This is a genomic window from Streptomyces flaveolus, from assembly GCF_000716535.1.
GTDB lineage: Bacteria > Actinomycetota > Actinomycetes > Streptomycetales > Streptomycetaceae > Streptomyces > Streptomyces flaveolus_A.
In genome coordinates this window covers 29,653-47,365 of sequence record NZ_JNWV01000020.1, presented here as the reverse complement: position 1 = coordinate 47,365, position 17,713 = coordinate 29,653, and the positions used below count along the sequence as shown (strand labels likewise).

Annotated in this window: 15 protein-coding genes and 1 pseudogene; 12 read left to right on the top strand and 4 right to left on the bottom strand. The window is 71.1% G+C overall.

The window, feature by feature from the left end:
* The first annotated feature begins 31 nt into the window (after window positions 1–31).
* The 10 genes and pseudogenes from OO52_RS21850 to OO52_RS21805 all read left to right on the top strand — a co-directional run bounded on the left by OO52_RS21850 (window position 32) and on the right by OO52_RS21805 (window position 9,513).
* Window positions 32–1,237 carry a PP2C family protein-serine/threonine phosphatase gene (locus OO52_RS21850; RefSeq protein ID WP_030645361.1) on the top strand — a complete coding sequence of 402 codons (1,206 nt, stop codon included), beginning with the start codon at window positions 32–34 and terminating at the stop codon, window positions 1,235–1,237.
* 728 nt (window positions 1,238–1,965) lie between these two features.
* Window positions 1,966–2,924: pseudogene (locus OO52_RS47595) on the top strand (IS110 family transposase).
* Between the two features lie 32 nt (window positions 2,925–2,956).
* Window positions 2,957–4,246, top strand: coding sequence for a 4-carboxymuconolactone decarboxylase (gene pcaC, locus OO52_RS21840; RefSeq protein WP_030645359.1), 1,290 nt, complete (start codon window positions 2,957–2,959; stop codon window positions 4,244–4,246).
* Window positions 4,247–4,282: 36 nt separating this feature from the next.
* Window positions 4,283–4,918 (top strand): MBL fold metallo-hydrolase, encoded by a 636-nt coding sequence (locus OO52_RS21835; protein WP_030645358.1) that lies wholly within the window; start codon window positions 4,283–4,285, stop codon window positions 4,916–4,918.
* Between the two features lie 43 nt (window positions 4,919–4,961).
* Window positions 4,962–5,741, top strand: coding sequence for an exodeoxyribonuclease III (locus OO52_RS21830; RefSeq protein WP_030645356.1), 780 nt, complete (start codon window positions 4,962–4,964; stop codon window positions 5,739–5,741).
* A 15-nt stretch (window positions 5,742–5,756) separates the two neighbouring features.
* Entirely contained in the window at window positions 5,757–6,176 is a 420-nt protein-coding gene (locus OO52_RS21825) for a DUF6278 family protein (protein WP_030645354.1), read from the top strand.
* Between the two features lie 133 nt (window positions 6,177–6,309).
* Window positions 6,310–7,053, top strand: a complete 744-nt coding sequence (locus OO52_RS21820; RefSeq protein ID WP_030645352.1) for an amino acid ABC transporter ATP-binding protein — start codon at window positions 6,310–6,312, stop codon at window positions 7,051–7,053.
* 17 nt (window positions 7,054–7,070) lie between these two features.
* Window positions 7,071–7,982, top strand: a complete 912-nt coding sequence (locus OO52_RS21815; RefSeq protein WP_030645350.1) for a glutamate ABC transporter substrate-binding protein — start codon at window positions 7,071–7,073, stop codon at window positions 7,980–7,982.
* Window positions 7,983–7,993: 11 nt separating this feature from the next.
* Window positions 7,994–8,638 (top strand): amino acid ABC transporter permease, encoded by a 645-nt coding sequence (locus OO52_RS21810; protein ID WP_030645348.1) that lies wholly within the window; start codon window positions 7,994–7,996, stop codon window positions 8,636–8,638.
* Window positions 8,635–9,513: an amino acid ABC transporter permease gene (locus OO52_RS21805; protein WP_030645346.1), complete on the top strand. Its 879-nt coding sequence runs from the start codon at window positions 8,635–8,637 to the stop codon at window positions 9,511–9,513. Before OO52_RS21810 ends, OO52_RS21805 begins: the two co-directional genes overlap by 4 nt.
* 48 nt (window positions 9,514–9,561) lie before the next feature.
* Here the strand turns inward: OO52_RS21805 and OO52_RS21800 are convergent, their stop codons facing one another.
* Together OO52_RS21800 and OO52_RS21795 are read right to left on the bottom strand one after the other, a co-directional pair.
* Window positions 9,562–11,127 carry an alpha/beta fold hydrolase gene (locus OO52_RS21800; protein WP_030645344.1) on the bottom strand — a complete coding sequence of 522 codons (1,566 nt, stop codon included), beginning with the start codon at window positions 11,125–11,127 and terminating at the stop codon, window positions 9,562–9,564.
* A 108-nt stretch (window positions 11,128–11,235) separates the two neighbouring features.
* Window positions 11,236–11,982, bottom strand: a complete 747-nt coding sequence (locus tag OO52_RS21795) for a hypothetical protein (protein ID WP_030645342.1) — start codon at window positions 11,980–11,982, stop codon at window positions 11,236–11,238.
* 108 nt (window positions 11,983–12,090) lie between these two features.
* On the opposite strand from OO52_RS21795, the gene ggt reads away from it, so the two are divergent.
* Window positions 12,091–13,893 (top strand): gamma-glutamyltransferase, encoded by a 1,803-nt coding sequence (gene ggt, locus OO52_RS21790; RefSeq protein WP_030645341.1) that lies wholly within the window; start codon window positions 12,091–12,093, stop codon window positions 13,891–13,893.
* Window positions 13,894–13,914: 21 nt separating this feature from the next.
* Here ggt and OO52_RS21785 read toward each other — a convergent pair whose 3' ends face one another.
* Both OO52_RS21785 and map read right to left on the bottom strand, forming a co-directional pair.
* On the bottom strand, window positions 13,915–16,458 hold the full coding sequence (locus tag OO52_RS21785) for an ATP-dependent Clp protease ATP-binding subunit (RefSeq protein ID WP_030645338.1): 2,544 nt from the start codon (window positions 16,456–16,458) through the stop codon (window positions 13,915–13,917).
* 191 nt (window positions 16,459–16,649) lie between these two features.
* The gene (gene map / locus OO52_RS21780) at window positions 16,650–17,321 is read right to left on the bottom strand and encodes a type I methionyl aminopeptidase (RefSeq protein WP_078877291.1); all 672 of its coding nucleotides are present in this window, start codon (window positions 17,319–17,321) and stop codon (window positions 16,650–16,652) included.
* A gap of 62 nt (window positions 17,322–17,383) precedes the next feature.
* On the opposite strand from map, the gene OO52_RS21775 reads away from it, so the two are divergent.
* Complete coding sequence (locus OO52_RS21775) at window positions 17,384–17,635, top strand: helix-turn-helix domain-containing protein (RefSeq protein WP_030645334.1); 252 nt, start codon at window positions 17,384–17,386, stop codon at window positions 17,633–17,635.
* Window positions 17,636–17,713 lie beyond the last annotated feature (78 nt).

The window sequence follows — 17,713 nt, the reverse complement described above, 5'->3', positions numbered from 1 at the left end:
CGTGAGCGGTGGACAAAGTGGGCTCACCCGATTGCTGACAGCAGCGGAGACAGCGGCGCCGGCGGACGCCGTCGACGTGATCGCGGAGGACCTGCGGCGGCGTTTCGAGGCCACTAAGGTCTCTTTCCTCATCGTGGACCTGACAGGGAAGGCGGTGGCTCGGCTGTCCACCGCTCCCACTCAAGGTGGGCGGCAGGCCGAGCGGGTTCCCCTGTTCGGCAGTGTCTACGAGGAGGTGATCCGTACCCAGCGCCTGTATCAGGACGCGACCGGCGAGGGGCAGCGGGTGATCGTGCCCGTCACCAACCGGGGGGATACGATCGGGCTGCTGGAACTGCTCCTGCCGACCGGCCCTGGCGAGGACGTGCTCGACGCAGTCGGGGAAGCCGCCCACATCCTGGCCTACATCGTGATCGCCAACGGCCGCTTCACCGATCTCTACACCTGGGGCAAACGCTCCAAGCCCCCCACCCTGGCAGCTGAAATCCAGTACCAGCTGCTGCCCCTGTCGCTGTCGTGCGAGGCCGCACAGTTCACCCTGTGCGGGAACCTGGAGCCCTCCGAGGACCTCAGCGGCGACACCTTCGACTACACCGTGGACCGCGACACCTTGCACGTGTCGGTGACCGATCCCATGGGCCACGACATGGATTCCGCCCTGGCCGCCACGGTCCTGGTGGGCGCCCTGCGCGGTGCCCGCCGGGCGGGCACCGGCCTGGGCGAACAGGCCCACCGGGCAGACCAGGCACTGATCGAACACGGCCACGGTCATGCCACCGGGCAGCTCCTGCGCATCAATCTCCATACCGGGCGGGCCCAATTCGTCAACGCGGGTCATCCCTGGCCGCTGCGCATGCGCGACGGGGCTGTGGAGACGATCACCTGCGAGGTGGACCATCCCTTCGGGCTGTCTGAGCTGACTCCCCACCCGTACCGTGTGCAGGACCTCGACCTGCGGCCCGGTGACCGTCTGCTCATGTTCACCGACGGCATGCTCGAACGTCACGGAGAGAAGGTCGATCTGCCCGCCCTGCTGGGGTGCACCCGGAATCTGCACCCGAGGGAGACCGCGCTGGCGCTGACGTCCGCGGTCCGGGACGCCGCCGACGGCCGGCTCGAAGACGATGCCACCGCCGTCTGCCTGGACTGGCACGGCCCCCAGGAGACCCAGCGGCACGTCAGCAGCGGCGCAGACACCCGGCAAGCCTCAGCCTCACGCACGAAGGACCAGTCGTGACCTGGGTGAACGGTGCCAACGCGAATGAGACATCACGAGGTGTCTGGAGAACCGTCCCACTTCTCCTCGGCGGCCCACCCATCGGGCGGCGCCGGGTTGGTGACGGGAGCCGCGAGCATCGGGTCCGGCAGCGCCCACATGCGCCATGCCTTCCACGCGGGCGCCCCTTCGTGCGGTGCTGCTGTTCCCCGTTACTCGAGTAGACCGAGTTCCCAAGCACTCGCCGGTGCCTTTGCCGAGTTGCTAGGCAGCCTCTTTGGCAGCCCGCGCCATGACTTGCGGATAACCGTGCACCAGAATGAGGGCTCGAAGCCGTTCGTGCGATGGCCGATGGAGGGCGACCGTAAGGCGGCCCAGACGGCTGTCTGTCATTGCCGGTCGCGAGTGGGCGGGGAGTCAACTCATTCTCAGCCTGCTCCGGCCAGGTTGGGCATTGGTTCGGGCGAAGCCATCCGGCTGTGGTCGGTAGATGCCGATATGCCGGGATCGATGCGACGGTTGCGCGATGCCGTCCCGGACGGGGGTCTGACTCTTGAGATCTTTGACCGAAGTGTCCAGTCACAGGCTTGTCGACCGTCGTTGCGGGCTGGCTGGCTTCTGCTGTCACCGAGCCACAGGGCGTGTCCCAATAGGGGCCTTGCCGAGTTCCAGGCGCCATCACGGTTCAGACCGCCCGAGCGGGCCGGTGCCATCCACCCAGCACGTCACCACGTGGGAGGCGAACCACCATGACGACCAGACAGCGCAGCACCTCCTCCAGTACGGATCCTCCCGTGCGGAGAGAAGTCGTGCTCGGCGTGGACACGCACGGTGAGGTTCACGTCGCCGCCGTAATCTCCCCGCTGGGGAAGGTCCTGAGCACAGAGTCCTTTCCGGCGACGGCCGTTGGCTACCGTCGGCTGCTCGTGTGGGCCCGCAAGCGGGGGACGGTGCGCCGGGCCGGTGTGGAGGGCACCGGTACCTTCGGCGCGGGCCTGTCCCGCTACCTGCTGACCCGGCAGATCCAGGTGTTCGAAGTGAACCGGCCCGACCGCACAGCCCGCCGTCTGCTCGGCAAGTCGGACCCGCTCGATGCGCAGGCCGCCGCGCGAGCCGTGCTCAGCGGTCGCACCCGGGCCCAGGCCAAATCCGGCGACGGACCCGTGCACAGCGCCCGGATCTAACCCTCAGCCCACCCGATGGCGGGGGAGACGAGGACGCGGCGGCCCAGGCCACCCACCTGACATTGCGCATGCTCGCCGAACGCATCGAACAGCTCACCGGACAGATCAATGAGCTGAACCAACGCCTGACCCGGCTCGTCGAACGTCACGCCCCACAGCTGCTCGTACCGGTGGGCATCGGTCCGGACAGCGCCGTCACTCTCCTGATCACCATGGGGGACAACCCCGAGCGGCTGAACACCGAAGCGTCCTTTGCTGCCCTTTGCGGAGTCAGCCCCATCGAGTATTCGTCGGGCCGTCGGAGCACGCGCCGGCTCAACTACGGCGGCGACCGACAGGCCAACGCCGCCCTGCACCGCATCGTCTTCACCCGGCTGCGCCACGATCCGCGCACCCAGGCGTACTACGAACGCCGCACGCAGGAGGGCAAGACCCGCCGTGAGATCGTCCGATGCCTCAAGCGATATGCGGCCCGCGAGGTCTTCAACCTGGTCAGACTGGTTTCTCGCGCCCCCGCGTTATAGGGGCGTCCGTGAGACGTGAGAGGGTCTGGGGCGTGAGTGAGACACCACCGAACACCCTGCAATACCGCTTCGACGGGCCAGAAGACGCTCCGGTCCTGATCCTGGGTCCCTCACTGGGTACCACATGGCACATGTGGGACCGCCAGGTGCCGGAGCTGGCCAAGCAGTGGCGGGTCTTCCGGTTCGATCTGCCCGGTCACGGCGGCGCCCCGGCGCATCCGGCCGGTTCGGTCGCCGAGCTGAGCGCGCGGCTGCTGGCGACGCTGGACGCGCTCGGCGTACAGCGGTTCGGTTACGCGGGCTGTGCGCTGGGCGGCGCGATCGGCATCGAGCTGGCCCTGCGCCACCCCGCGCGGCTCGCCTCCCTCGCGGTGGTCGCGGCCTCGCCCCGGTTCGGCACGGCCGACGAGTTCCGCCAGCGCGGGGTGGTCGTGCGCACCAACGGGCTCGACCCGATCGCCCGGACCGCGCCCGACCGCTGGTTCACCGGCGGGTTCGCCGCAGCGCAGCCCGCGATCACCGAGTGGGCCGTGCAGATGGTCCGCACCACCGACCCCGGCTGCTACATCGCCGCCTGCGAGGCACTGGCCTCCTTCGACGTACGGCCCGAGCTGGGCCGGGTCGGGGTGCCGACCCTGGTGCTGGTCGGCTCCGACGACCAGGTCACCGGCCCGGCCGAGGCCCGCACGCTGGTCGCCGGCATCCCGGACGCCCGGCTCGCGGTCGTCCCCGGCGCCTCCCACCTGGTGCCGGTCGAGCAGCCCGCCGCCGTCACCGACCTGCTCGTCCACCACTTCTCCACCGCCTGGCAGCAGCCCTACGACACCGGCCAGACCGCCCTTCCCGGCATGCCGGCCGTCCCGGTGCCGGCCGCCCCGCCGCAGCCCGCGCCGGTCGCCGAGATCGCCCCGGCCGTCGTGCCGGCGCAGCCCGCTGGGCAGCCGGACCGGTACCAGAACGGGCTGAAGGTCCGCCGCGAGGTGCTGGGCGACGCCCACGTGGACCGGGTGCTGGCGGAGGCGGACGAGTTCTCCGGGGACTTCCAGGAGTTCGTCACCCGCTACGCCTGGGGCGAGGTCTGGGACCGGCCCGGCCTGGACCGCCGTACCCGCAGCTGCATCACGCTCACCGCGCTGGTCGCGGGCGGTCACCTCCAGGAGCTGGCCTTCCACACCCGGGCGGCCCTGCGCAACGGGCTCACTCCGGACGAGATCAAGGAAGTGCTGCTCCAGGCGGCCGTCTACTGCGGGGTGCCGGCCGCGAACAGCGCGTTCCGGGTGGCCCAGCAGGTGATCCGGGAGGAGACCACGCCCGGCGAGTAGCGCCCCGGGCGGCCGCAGACGGCAGGATGGGGAGACATGAAGCTCACGAAGAAGTCCCACGCCTGCGTCCGCCTGGAGAAGGAGGGGCAGACCCTCGTCATCGACCCGGGTGGGTTCTCCGAGGAGGACGCCGCCCTCGGCGCGGACGCGATCCTGGTCACGCACGAGCACCCGGACCACTTCGACGAGTTCCGGCTGCGGGCCGCCATGGAGAACAACCCGGCCGCCCGCATCTGGACGCTGAAGTCGGTCGCCGATCAGGTCGAGGCTGCCTTCCCGGGCCGGGTGCACACCGTCGGCCACGGCGACACCTTCACCGCCGCAGGCTTCGACGTCCAGGTCCACGGCGAGCTGCACGCGGTGATCCACCCGGACATCCCGCGGATCACCAACGTCGGCTTTCTGATCGACGGCGGGAAGGTCTTCCACCCCGGCGACGCCCTCACCGTCCCCGACCAGCCGGTTCAGACCCTGATGCTGCCGGTCATGGCCCCCTGGAACAAGATCTCCGAGGTGATCGACTACGTCCGCGAGGTCGCCCCGCGGCGCGCCTACGACGTGCACGACGCCCTGCTCACCGACCTCGCCCGGCCGATCTACGACGGCCTCCTCGGGCGGCTGGGCGGCACGGACCACCAGTGGCTCCACCCGGGGGCGTGGACCGAGGTCTGAGCGCGGACCGGCGTTGTCAGACCCGCCAGGTAGGTTGTGAGGCATGCGCATCGCTACCTGGAACGTGAACTCGATCACCGCCCGCCTTCCCCGGCTGCTGGCCTGGCTGGAGAGCAGCGGCACCGACGTGCTCTGCCTCCAGGAGGCCAAGATCGCCGAGGAGCAGTTCCCGTTCGACCAGCTCCGCGAGCTGGGCTACGAGGCCGCGGTCCACGCGACCGGCCGGTGGAACGGCGTGGCGGTGCTCTCCCGCGTCGGCATCGAGGACGTGGTCAAGGGCCTGCCCGGCGACCCGGGCTTCGACGGCGTGACCGAGCCGCGCGCCATCTCGGCGACCTGCGGCCCGGTCCGCGTCTGGTCGGTGTACGTGCCGAACGGCCGCGAGGTCGGCCACCCGCACTACGCGTACAAGCTCCAGTGGTTCGAGGCGCTGAAGGCGGCCGTGTACGGCGACGCGCAGGGCAGCCGCCCGTTCGCGGTGCTGGGCGACTACAACGTCGCGCCGACGGACGACGACGTCTACGACCCGGCGGCCTTCGAGGGCTCCACCCATGTGACCCCGGCCGAGCGCGCCGCGCTGGCCGCCCTGCGCGAGGCGGGCCTGGACGACGTCGTGCCGCGCCCGCTGAAGTACGACCACCCGTTCACCTACTGGGACTACCGCCAGCTCTGCTTCCCGAAGAACCGCGGCATGCGCATCGACCTGGTGTACGGCAACCAGCCGTTCGCGAAGGCCGTCAAGGACGCCTACGTCGACCGCGAGGAGCGCAAGGGCAAGGGCGCGTCCGACCACGCGCCGGTGGTGGTCGACCTGGACGTCTGATGCCACGCTGGGTCCATGCACCTTCCGTTCCTGGGCCCCCGGCACGCGAAGAAGGCTGAAGCGGCGCTCCGCGCCGACCCCGAGGCGGTCGCCGCCCTGCTGTCCGAGTGCGAGCTGCTGCGCTCGCAGGCGGCTCTGGCGGGCGTCCGTCTCGACGACACGCCGGCCTCCCTGGAGGCCCTGGACCAGATGGTCCCGCGCTGGCGGGACGACCCGGAGATGCTGCCCTGGCTGGGCCACGACGCCGGGCTGTACCTGGGCACGGTCGTGGTGCGCACCGTACCCGGCGCCGCCTGGCGGATCCGGCCCGACGGCGAGCCCGTCGTACACCTCGCCTCCGGCCGTGTGGTGGAGGTGGTGCCGGCCGGCGAGGAGTGGGCGGTGAGCGGGGTTCCCGAGCTGTCCCAGTCGTACGCGGAGATCGCCGAGACCTGACGCCGGCCGCCCCCGGTCCCCCCGTTGGCGTAAATACGGCTATTGCCCGGAAGGTGCGTGTCGTCCCTCAACTCCGCTGTCGTCTGGATAGGTTGCGGCACCACGACACAGCTGAGAGTGGGTGGGCCTGCGGATGGCCGTCGATCCGTTGATCGAACTGCGGAACGTCAACAAGTACTACGGGGAGCTGCATGTCCTGCGGGACATCGACCTCACCGTCGGCCGGGGCGAGGTGGTCGTGGTCATCGGCCCCTCCGGATCGGGCAAGTCGACGCTGTGCAGAACGATCAACCGGCTGGAGACCATCGAGTCCGGCACCATCCTGCTCGACGGGCAGCCGCTGCCCGCGGAGGGCAAGGCCCTCGCCCGGCTGCGCGCCGAGGTCGGCATGGTCTTCCAGTCCTTCAACCTCTTCGCCCACAGGACGGTCCTGCAGAACGTCTCCCTCGCCCAGGTCAAGGTCCGCAGGCGCGGCAAGGACGACGCCGACCGCCGCTCCCGGCAACTCCTCGACCGCGTCGGCCTGCTGAACCAGGCCGACAAGTACCCCGCCCAGCTCTCCGGCGGCCAGCAGCAGCGCGTGGCCATCGCCCGCGCGCTCGCCATGGAACCCAAGGCGATGCTCTTCGACGAGCCCACCTCCGCCCTGGACCCGGAGATGATCAACGAGGTGCTGGAGGTCATGCGGCAACTCGCCCGGGACGGCATGACCATGATCGTCGTCACCCATGAGATGGGCTTCGCCCGCGCCTCCGCCAACCGCGTCGTCTTCATGGCCGACGGCCTGATCGTCGAGGACCGCAGCCCGGACGAGTTCTTCACGAACCCGCGCAGCGACCGCGCCAAGGACTTCCTCTCCAAGATCCTCAAGCACTGACCGGGGGAGTGCGACCCGTGTTCCGTCCCACCCGTGTGCCCCGCGCCCTGTGCGTCCTGCTGGCCCTGCTGGCCGCCGCCTGCGGCAAGGAGGGCAGCCCGCCCGGCAAGGGCCCGGCGCCCGAAAAGCTCCCGCACTACCAGGTGGCCCAGGACTTCCGCCTGCCCGCCTCCCGGACCTGGACCCGGGCGAAGAAACGCGGCTACTTCGTCGTCGGCGCCAAGGAGGACCAGCCCTACCTCGCCGAGAAGGACCCGGCCACCGGCACCTACTCCGGCTTCGACATCGAGATCGCCAAGATGATGTCCGCCTCCCTCGGCTTCCCCCCGAAGACCGTCCGCTTCCGCACGATCGCGTCCGCCAACCGCGAGACCGCCCTGCAGAACGGCCAGATCGACTACTACGTCGGCACCTACACCATCAACGCGGGCCGCAAGAAGCTCGTCGGCTTCGCCGGCCCCTACTACATGGCCGGACAGTCGCTCCTGGTCCGCAAGGACGAGAACGACATCCACGGCCCGCAGGACCTCGCCGGCAAACGCGTCTGCTCGGCGGCCGGTTCCACTCCGTACCAGCGCATCAAGGCCGACTACCCGAGGGCGGTCCTGGTCGCCTACGACACCTACTCGGTCTGCGTGGACAACCTCCTCACCTACCAGGTCGACGCCGTCACCACCGACGACGCCATCCTGATCGGCTACGCGGCCAAGGTCCCCGACGAACTCAAGGTCGTCGGCAAGCCGTTCTCCGAGGAGCCGTACGGCATCGGCGTCCCGCGCGGCGACAACGCGCTGCGCTTCGCCCTCGACGACGCCCTGGCGGCCCGGGAGAAGAACGGCGACTGGAAGAAGGCGTACGACGCCACGCTCGGCCTGTCCGGCGTGCCCGCACCCAGACCTCCCACCATCGACCGCTATCCGGCGAGCTGACCGAGGACGGCATGAACGTACTGACCGACAACTTCTCCACCTACGGCGACGGTTTCCTCGGCACGCTCCAACTGACCGTCTACGCCTCCCTGCTGGCCCTCGCACTGGGCTTCCTGATGGCGTCCTTCCGGGTCGCGCCGGTCGCCTCGCTGCGGGTCTTCGGCACCGTGTGGGTCACCGTGCTGCGCAACACCCCGCTCACCCTGCTGTTCTTCGCGGTCCTGCTCGGCCTGCCCCGCTTCGGACTGGTCCTGCCCTTCCAGGTGTTCGCCGTCCTCGCCCTCGGCTGCTACACCTCGGCGTTCATCTGCGAGGCACTGCGGTCCGGCATCAACACCGTGCCCAAGGGGCAGGGCGAGGCGGCCCGCAGCCTCGGGATGACCTTCGGGCAGACCCTGTCACTGGTGGTGCTGCCGCAGGCGTTCCGGTCCGTGATCCCGCCGGTCGGCTCCACCCTCATCGCGCTCGCCAAGAACTCGGCGATCGCGGGCGCGTTCAGCGTGACCGAACTGCTCGGCACCTACAAGACGCTCAACGAACTCGGCTACGACATCGTCTGGACGTTCGTCTGGATCGCCGTCGGCTATCTGGTCATCACGCTCGCCATCAGCGCCCTGTTCAACGCGCTGGAACGGACCTGGGGGGTGGCCCGATGAACGGGGCCACCGCGCTCTACGACGTCCCGGGCCCGCGCACCCGCCGCCGGCACGCCGTCTACGCCGTCCTGTCCTCCGTCGTCATCCTCGCGCTCCTCGCCTGGATCCTGTACCTCCTCTTCGCCACCGGCCAGTTCACGTACACCAAGTGGATGCCCTTCGCGTACAAAGGCATCCAGGAGCTGCTGCTGCGCGGACTCGGCAACACGCTCAAGGCGTTCGCCCTCGCGTCCGTCCTCTCCCTCGCCCTCGGCGGGCTGCTGGCCACCGGCCGGCTGTCGGACCACCGGCCGGTGCGCTGGCTCGCCACGGTCGTCGTGGAGTTCTTCCGCGCGATGCCCGTCCTGGTGATGATCTTCTTCATCTTCGTGGCGCTGAAGGTGCAGCCGCTGCCCGCGCTGGTCGCCGGGCTCACCCTCTACAACGGCTCGGTGCTCGCCGAGGTCTTCCGCTCGGGCGTGAACGCCGTCGAACGCGGCCAGGGCGAGGCCGCGTTCGCGCTCGGCATGCGCAAGAGCCAGGTCATGGCGCACGTCCTCGTCCCGCAGGCGGTGCGCGCCATGCTGCCCGCCATCATCAGCCAGCTGGTGGTCGCCCTGAAGGACACCTCCCTGGGCTTTCTCATCACCTACGAGGAGTTCCTCCACGCGGGGAAGCTCATCGCCTCCAACCTCGACTACGATTTGCCGTTCATCCCTGTGGTGATGGTGATCTCGCCGATCTACATCGGGATGTGCATGCTGCTCTCCTGGTTCGCCGACTGGGTGTCCCGGCGGGAGCGGCGCAGCCCCAAGACCAAGGGGGTGGCGGTCGCCGCCCCCGGGCCGGGGGCGCTGCTGCCGGGTGGGGTGCCCCCCACGGCCCCGAAAGCGTGAGGGGGGCGGCAGTTCAACGGGCCAGGCTCGTCCGGCGGCAGCCGGAGATCACTGCTCGCCGAGCGGGACGGACACGTACGACGGGTCGTCCGAGGGCGAGGAGAAGGTCAGCTGCGCGCCGGACGGGTTGTGCTCGGCGTAGAGCGGGTCGACCGTGTCGACCACCAGCGCGAGGCGGTGCCCGGCGGGGATGTCGTAGGCCGTGGAGAACAGGTCCAGGTCGACGGCGAACGGCTCGCCGGGCGTCCGCCCGTGCCAGGTGTAGGGCGCGTGCGTGACCAGCTTGCCGAGGCCGAGCGGGCCCACGTCGTACAGGTAGGCGACGAGCGTGCCGCTCTCCCCGGTCGGGGTGAGCGTGGTGTGCAGGGTGGCCGTGCCGCGCACCCGCTGGGCGGCGCCGTACCGCTCCGACTGCCACACGGCCGCCCAGCGGCGCGGCAGCAGCGGCAGCGAGGCGACGGGCGGCAGCCGGGCGACCTGGTCCAGGATGCTGGAGAGGAAGACGATCCCGCCGTCCGCGCCGGAGTCGACGTTCGCGTGGATGGTGGGCGAGCCGGTGAGTGCCAGCTTCCGCCGGGTCGCGGTGACCGACTTCCAGTCCGGGTAGCCCTCGTACTCCCCCGCGGTACGGGACTTCAGCCGGACCGGCTGCTCGCGGTCGACGCCGTTGTCGGCGCCCGCGAGGTAGTGGTCGAACCACCGCCGGGTGTCCGTCCACACGTCGTTGGGCAGCCCGAACAGACCGGTGAGCTCGGGTGTCGCATGGTCGCCGGGGCGCAGCTCCAGCCGCTTCGGGACGGTCAGCTTCTCGTAGAAGGAGGCGTACTGGTTCGCCGGGAAGACGGTGTCGCCCCAGGCGTTGGCCAGCATGACGGCGGCGCCGTTCTTGTTGAGCTGGTCCACGTAGGTCGCGGCGGAACGTTTCCTCCCCCAGTCGATCATCTCCTGTTCCTTCGACAGGTTCGAGGAGTACAGGTTGTCGAAGATGGCGCGCAGTTCGGGGCTCTCACGGCCGGTGAGGGTGGCCGCGCCGTCCAGCACGGCCGCGGCCTGGAGGTGCTGGGTGCGTCCCGAGTAGATGGAGTCGATCAGGTCGGCCCACCCGCTGAGCGCGGCCACGGCCTTGACGCGCTTGTCGTGCGCGGCGGTGAGCAGGCTGATCCCGGCGCCGTACGACACCCCGGCCATGCCGATGTGCTCCGGGTCGGCCGGAGTGTGGGCGAGGGCCCAGTCGATGACCTTGGAGGCGTCTGCTGTGTCGGGCGGACCGGCCACTTCTATCCGGCCGCCGGACTGCCAGAACCCGCGCACGTTGTAGGTGAGCACCACATAACCCGAGTCGGCGAGCTTCCGGGCCTGTGCCAGGTACTCCACCTGGGGCAGGCCCCAACTGGTGGGCAGCACGATGAGCGGGTAGCGGCGCGAGCCGTCGGCGCCCGCGGGCGTGAGGACGTTGGCCTTCAGTACGGTGCCGCCGTCGCCGGTGATGTCGACGAACCGGATGCTCGGGGCGGCCTCGGCGGCCGGCGCGAGACCGACGACGGAGCCGGCGAGCAGCGCCGCCGAGACGGCTCCGGCGGCGGAGGCGCGCAGAGCGGTGCGACCGTGTCCCATGGGTCACTCCTTCACTCGTGTCCGTGCAAAGTGACCCGACGGTAACCGCGCCCTCTTACCGCAAGTAACCCGTCGGTAAGTTACGTGCGGGTAAAGATTGTTGAAGCGTCACTCGGCGGTGGCGGGAGCGGGCTCCGGCAGCGGTGTCCGCGCCGCCCGCGTCACGTCCGCCACCAGCTCGACCACATCGGGGCCGTACGCCTGGGAGTTGACCACCTTCAGCAGCAACACGAAGGAGCCGCCGCCGTACTTGCGGGCCAGCCGCTCGTGGTGGCGGGCGAGATAGCGGGTCGCCGCCTGGTTGGTGATCGCCCGCTGGCCGCAGAAGAGGAACACCGGGCGGCTGTCCCGGCCGCCGTCCGCGGTGAGCCGGGCGAGCAGCACGTACTCGCTGCGACCGCCGTCCATGCGGTACTCCTCGCCGCCGACCCGCAAGGCGCCGACGTCCGGGCCCGTCGCGGCCTCCGCGTTCATCCGCACGCCCGGCAACAGGGAGGAGAGGTGGGCCTCCATCCGGCGGTTCGAGGCGGGACCGCCGAGGCAGAACTCCGTGCGCTCGCCGAACCCCTGCTGGGCGGCGTCGTGCGGCACCACCCGCGCGTGCGCGTTGCAGTCCTTGATGAGGGCGGACAGTTCCAGCAGGGCGAACACGTCGTGCCGCATCACCGACAGCTCCGGCCCGCCCGCGTTGCGGTTGACCACCAGCAGCGACTCGGCGTGGTCCGGCAGCCCGAAGAAGGCCTGCTTGCGGCGCAGCCGGCGCTTCCACAGATACGTCCGGGCGACCCAGCCCAGCACGGCCGATACGCCCGTGGCCATGACCCCGAGGACGATGTTGCGCACGTCGTCGTTCATGGCCGCGCATGGTAGCGGGCCCGGGCGACGACCACGGTGCGCAGGCGTACTGTCGGTACTACCGACAATCCGGTTACGCTGCGCGGACTGTCCCGACGGGAGGTACGGATGGGTCGCCCAGGCACGCGGAAACTGGCGGTTCTGGCGGTTTCGGCCGCCGTGGTGTCGGTGGGGGCGGCTGCGCCACCCGCCGCGACGAAGCACGCGACGACGGCGAAGGTCCCTGTGGCCGTCGGCTACGGCGGCGCCGTAGCCAGCGTCGACGCCGACGCGTCCGCCGCCGGCATCGAGGTGCTCAAGCACGGCGGCAACGCGGTGGACGCGGCCGTCGCCACCGCCGCCGCGCTCGGCGTCACCGAGCCCTACTCGGCCGGCATCGGCGGAGGCGGCTACTTCGTCTACTACGACGCCAAGTCCCGTACGGTGCACACCATCGACGGACGCGAGACCGCGCCGCTGAGCGCCGACGCCGACCTGTTCACGGAGAACGGCAAGCCGCTCGCCTTCGCCGACGCCGTCAGCAGCGGCCTGAGCGTCGGCACCCCGGGCACGCCCGCCACCTGGCAGAAGGCGCTGGACCAGTGGGGCAGCAAGCGGCTCGGCACCCTGCTGAAACCCGCCGAACGCCTGGCCCGCGACGGCTTCACGGTGGACGACACCTTCCGCGCGCAGACCGCGTCCAACGAGACCCGGTTCCGTTACTTCCCGGACACCGCCGAGCTGTTCCTGCCGAACGGCCGGCTGCCCGTCGTCGGCTCCACGTTCAAGAACCCCGAACTCGCCCGCACCTACGAGCAACTGGGCCGGCAGGGCATCGGCGCGGTCTACCGCGGCGACATCGGCGACGACATCGTCAAGACGGTCGAACACCCGCCCGTGGACCCCGCCTCCGGCTGGAACGCCCGCCCCGGCAAGCTGGCCGAGAAGGACTTCGCCGTCTACCGCGCCAAGCTCCAGGCGCCCACCAGGACGTCGTACCGCGGCCTGAACGTCTACTCCATCGCGCCCTCCTCCTCCGGCGGCACCACGGTCGGTGAGGCGCTCAACATCCTGGAGAACACCGACCTGTCGAAGGCGAGCGAGGTGCAGTACCTGCACCACTTCATCGAGGCCAGCCGCATCGCCTTCGCCGACCGCGGGCGCTGGGTCGGCGACCCCGCCTTCGAGGACGTCCCCACCGCGCAACTGCTGTCCCAGCGGTACGCCGACTCCCGCGCCTGCCTGATCAAGGACGACGCGGTCCTCACCAGCCCGCTCGCGCCCGGCGACCCGCGGCACCCGGCGCCCTGCGGCAAGGGCGGTACCGCGGCCCCGACGACGTACGAGGGGGAGAACACCACCCACCTCACCGTGGCCGACAAGTGGGGCAACGTCGTCGCCTACACGCTCACCATCGAGCAGACCGGCGGCAGCGGCATCACCGTCCCGGGCCGGGGCTTCCTGCTCAACAACGAGCTGACCGATTTCTCCTTCGCCCCGGCCAACCCGGCCGTGCACGACCCGAACCTGCCGGGACCGGGCAAGCGCCCGCGCTCCTCGATCTCCCCGACGATCGTGCTGGACCAGCACAACAGGCCGGTCGTGGCGCTCGGTTCCCCCGGCGGCGCGACCATCGTCACCACCGTGCTGCAGACGCTCACCGGCTTCCTGGACCGGCGACTGCCCCTCGTGGACGCGATCGCCGCACCGCGGGCCAGCCAGCGCAACGCCGCCAGGACCGAGCTCGAACCGGGCCTCTACGACAGCGACCTGAGGAAGCGGCTGGAGGCCATCGGGCACTCCTTCAGCCTCAACCCGGAGATCGGGGCGGCCACGGGCGTCCAGCGGCTGCCGGGCGGCAAGTGGCTGGCCGCCGCAGAGAAGGTACGGCGCGGTGGCGGCTCGGCGATGGTGGTGGACCCGGCGCGCTGACGGCCGGGCCCACGGTCGGAGTCAGAGTTCGGGCGCGGGCGGCCGGGCCGCTTCCGTTCGGAAGTCCAGCCGCCCGTCCCGCGCGTCCACCGTCACCCGGCTGCCCTCGGAGATCGTGCCGTCCAGCAGCAGCCGGGACAACTGGTTGTCGACCTCCCGCTGGATGGTGCGGCGCAGCGGCCGGGCGCCGTACTCCGGCTCGTAGCCGCGCTCGGCGAGCCAGTCGACGGCCGCGCTCGTGAACTCGACCGAGACGCCCTGCCCGTCCAGCAGCCGCCGGGTGGTCTCCAGCAGCAGATCGGTGATCTGCCGTAGCTGCTCGCTCGTGAGCTGCCGGAACACCACGATCTCGTCGATCCGGTTCAGGAACTCCGGCCGGAAGTGCTCGCGCAGCGGCCGCAGGACCTGCTCGCGCCGCGCCTCCTCGTCGGCCTCCGCGCCACCCGGCCCGAACCCGATCCCGGCACCGCGCCGCGTGATCGCCTCCGAGCCCAGGTTGCTGGTCATCACGATGACCGTGTTGGTGAAGTCCACGGTCCGGCCCTGCGAGTCGGTGAGCCGGCCGTCGTCGAGCACCTGGAGCAGGATGTTGAAGACGTCCGGGTGCGCCTTCTCCACCTCGTCCAGCAGCAGCAGCGAGTACGGGTGCCGGCGCACCACCTCGGTGAGCTGACCGGCCTCCTCGTGGCCGACGTACCCGGGCGGGGCGCCCACCAGCCGGGAGACGGTGTGCCGCTCCTGGTACTCGCTCATGTCCAGCCGGACCATCCGGTCCTCGCTGCCGAACAGCGCCTCCGCCAGCGCCCGTGCCAGCTCGGTCTTGCCGACGCCGGTCGGGCCGAGGAACAGGAAGCTGCCGATGGGCCGGTTCGGGCTCGAGAGCCCCGCACGCGAGCGCAGCACCGCCTCGGACACCACGGCGACCGCCTCCTCCTGGCCCACCACCCGCTGGTGCAGGTGCTGTTCCAGACCGAGCAGCCGCTCCTTCTCCTCCTGGGTCAGCCGGCTGACCGGGATGCCGGTCTGCCGGGACACCACCTCGGCGATGGCCTCCGCCGTCACCTCCAGGTCCAGGCCCTCGTCGGCCTTGTCGCCGCCGGACACCTGGGCGATCCGCTGCTTCAGCTCACCGATCCGGTCGCGAAGCTGCTTCGCCTGCTCGTAGTCCTCGTCCGCGACCGCCTGGTCCTTGTCCCGGACCAGCTGCTCGACCTCGCGCTCCATCGCGCGCACGTCCGTGCCCTTCGTCCGGGCACCGAGCCGGACCCGCGCCCCCGCCTGGTCGATCAGGTCGATCGCCTTGTCCGGCAGCCGCCGGTCGGTGATGTACCGGTCCGACAGCTCCACGGCGGCGACCAGCGCCTCGTCGGAGTAGCGGACCTGGTGGTGGGCCTCGTACCGGTCCCGCAGCCCGCGCAGGATCTCGATCGTGTCCTCGGCCGTCGGCTCCGGCACCAGGACCGGCTGGAAGCGGCGGGCCAGCGCCGCGTCCTTCTCGATCCGGCGGAACTCCTCCAGCGTGGTCGCGCCCACGATGTGCAGCTCGCCCCGGGCGAGCGCGGGCTTGAGGATGTTCCCGGCGTCCAGCGCGCCGCCCTCGCCGCCGGAGCCCGCGCCCACGACGGTGTGCAGCTCGTCGATGAACACGATCAGCCGGTCGGACTGGGCGCGGATCTCCTCAACGATGTTGTTGAGGCGCTCCTCGAAGTCGCCCCGGTAGCGGGTGCCGGCCACCACCCCGGTGAGGTCCAGGGCGACCACCCGGCGCCCCGCGAGGACGTCCGGGACCTCCCCGTCCGCGATCCGCTGGGCCAGGCCCTCCACGATCGCCGTCTTGCCGACGCCCGCGTCACCGATCAGCACCGGGTTGTTCTTGCCGCGCCGTGACAGCACCTCGATGGTCTGCTCGATCTCCGTCTCCCGGCCGATCACCGGGTCGACCCGGCCCTGCCGGGCCATGTCGGTCAGATCACGGCCGTACTTGTCCAGGGTCGGCGTGCCGGTGGGCCGCTGGCGCTGCCGCTCCGGGCGGGGCGGCGCGCTCTCCGGGGCCTCCGGCGGCAGGGCCCCCGCCGAGAACCGGGCCGCGTGCAGGATGTGCCCGGCCGCCGAGTCCGGATTCGAGGCCAGCGCGCTCAGCACGTGCTCCGGGCCGATGTACCCGGCGCCGCTCGCCCGCGCCATGTCGTGCGCGTCCAGCAGGGCGCGTTTGACCGCCGGGGTCAGCGACAGCGAGGTCGGCGGCGGTGCCTCGCCCGGCGGGTGCTGGACCGGGCCCGCCCGGTCGTCGATCTCGTGCGCGAGCGAGTCCGGGTCCGCGCCCGCCCGGCTCAGCAGGCTCCGGGTGGGCTCCGTCGACACGGCCGCGCGCAGCAGGTGCTGGGTGTCCAGATCCCGGCTGCCGTGCTCGGCGGCGTACTGGGCGGCTCCTCTGACCAGCTCCCGGGCCGGCTGGCTGAGCAGGCGGCCGATGTCGATGTGGCGGGGCCCGGGGGCTCCGCCCGTGCCGCCGAAGAAGCGGGCCAGGAATTCACCGAAGGGGTCAGGAGGGTAGCCGTTGGTCATCGCGTGGGTTCCTTCGCTGACGACATGCGGAGCGGCCGGGTAACCCGGGGGTGGGTTGCTCATGCCCACGATGACACGATCCGTTGGGGCGGGCATGTTCACCCAGTGGGGTGGGGCAGGGCGGCTGCGGGTGGTGAGGGGTCGTGCGCGCCCACGCGACGGAGCCGCAGGTCCGGTGCGGCCCGCGCTCCTCAGGACGCCTCGCGTGCCGTGAGGACCCGTGGACCCTGCTCGGTGATCGCGACGGTGTGCTCGACGTGGGCCGCCCGGGAGCCGTCCGATGTGCGCAGGGTCCAGCCGTCGGCCGCCGCGTGGTAGGCGTCCCGGCCGCTCGCGATCACCATGGGCTCGATGGCGAGGACCATGCCGGGCCGAAGCGGGAGGCCGCGGCCGGGGCGGCCCTCGTTCGGGACATCGGGGTCCTCGTGCATACGGCGGCCCACGCCGTGGCCCCCGAAGCCGTCCGGGATGCCGTAACCGGCCGTACGGCAGACCCGGCCGACGGCGTGCGCGATGTCGCCGACGCGGTTCCCGGCCACCGCCGCCTCGATGCCCGCCGCCAGCGCCCGCTCGGCGGTCTCGATCAGCCGGAGGTCCGCAGGGCGCGGGCGGCCCACCGTGAAGCTGATCGCCGAGTCGCCGGCCCAGCCGTCCAGCTGCGCGCCGCAGTCGACGGAGAGCAGGTCTCCGTCGCGGAGCCGGTACCGGGTGGGGATGCCGTGGACGATCGCGTCGTTCACCGAGGCGCAGATCACCGCGGGGAAGGGAGTCGGGGCGAAGGAGGGGCGGTAGCCGAGGAACGGCGAAGAAGCGCCCGCCGCGTGCATCGCGTCGATCGACGTGTCCGTCTTCAGTTCCACCATGCCAATTACTATACCGGTATTTGAATGGGGAGGGGGTGGGGAGTGGTATTAGAATGGGTCGCATGGTGCGCACCCCCCTCACCCCCGAAGAGCGCGAACGCGGCGAGCGGCTCGGGCAGTTGCTGCGGGCGGCACGCGGCGATCGGAGCATGGTCGACGTCGCCGCCGAGGCAGGTGTCTCCGCGGAGACGCTGCGCAAGATCGAGACGGGGCGGGCGCCGACGCCGGCGTTCTTCACCGTGGCCGCGCTGGCGCGGGTCCTCGGCCTGTCGATGGACGACCTGGTCGCCCGGTGCGCCCTGGCGGCCGTCTGAGAGGACCGTGCGGCGGGGCCGGACGCGCAACGGCCGAGATCCCGCGATGAGCGGTCCGCGCACTGCCGGAAAACTCTC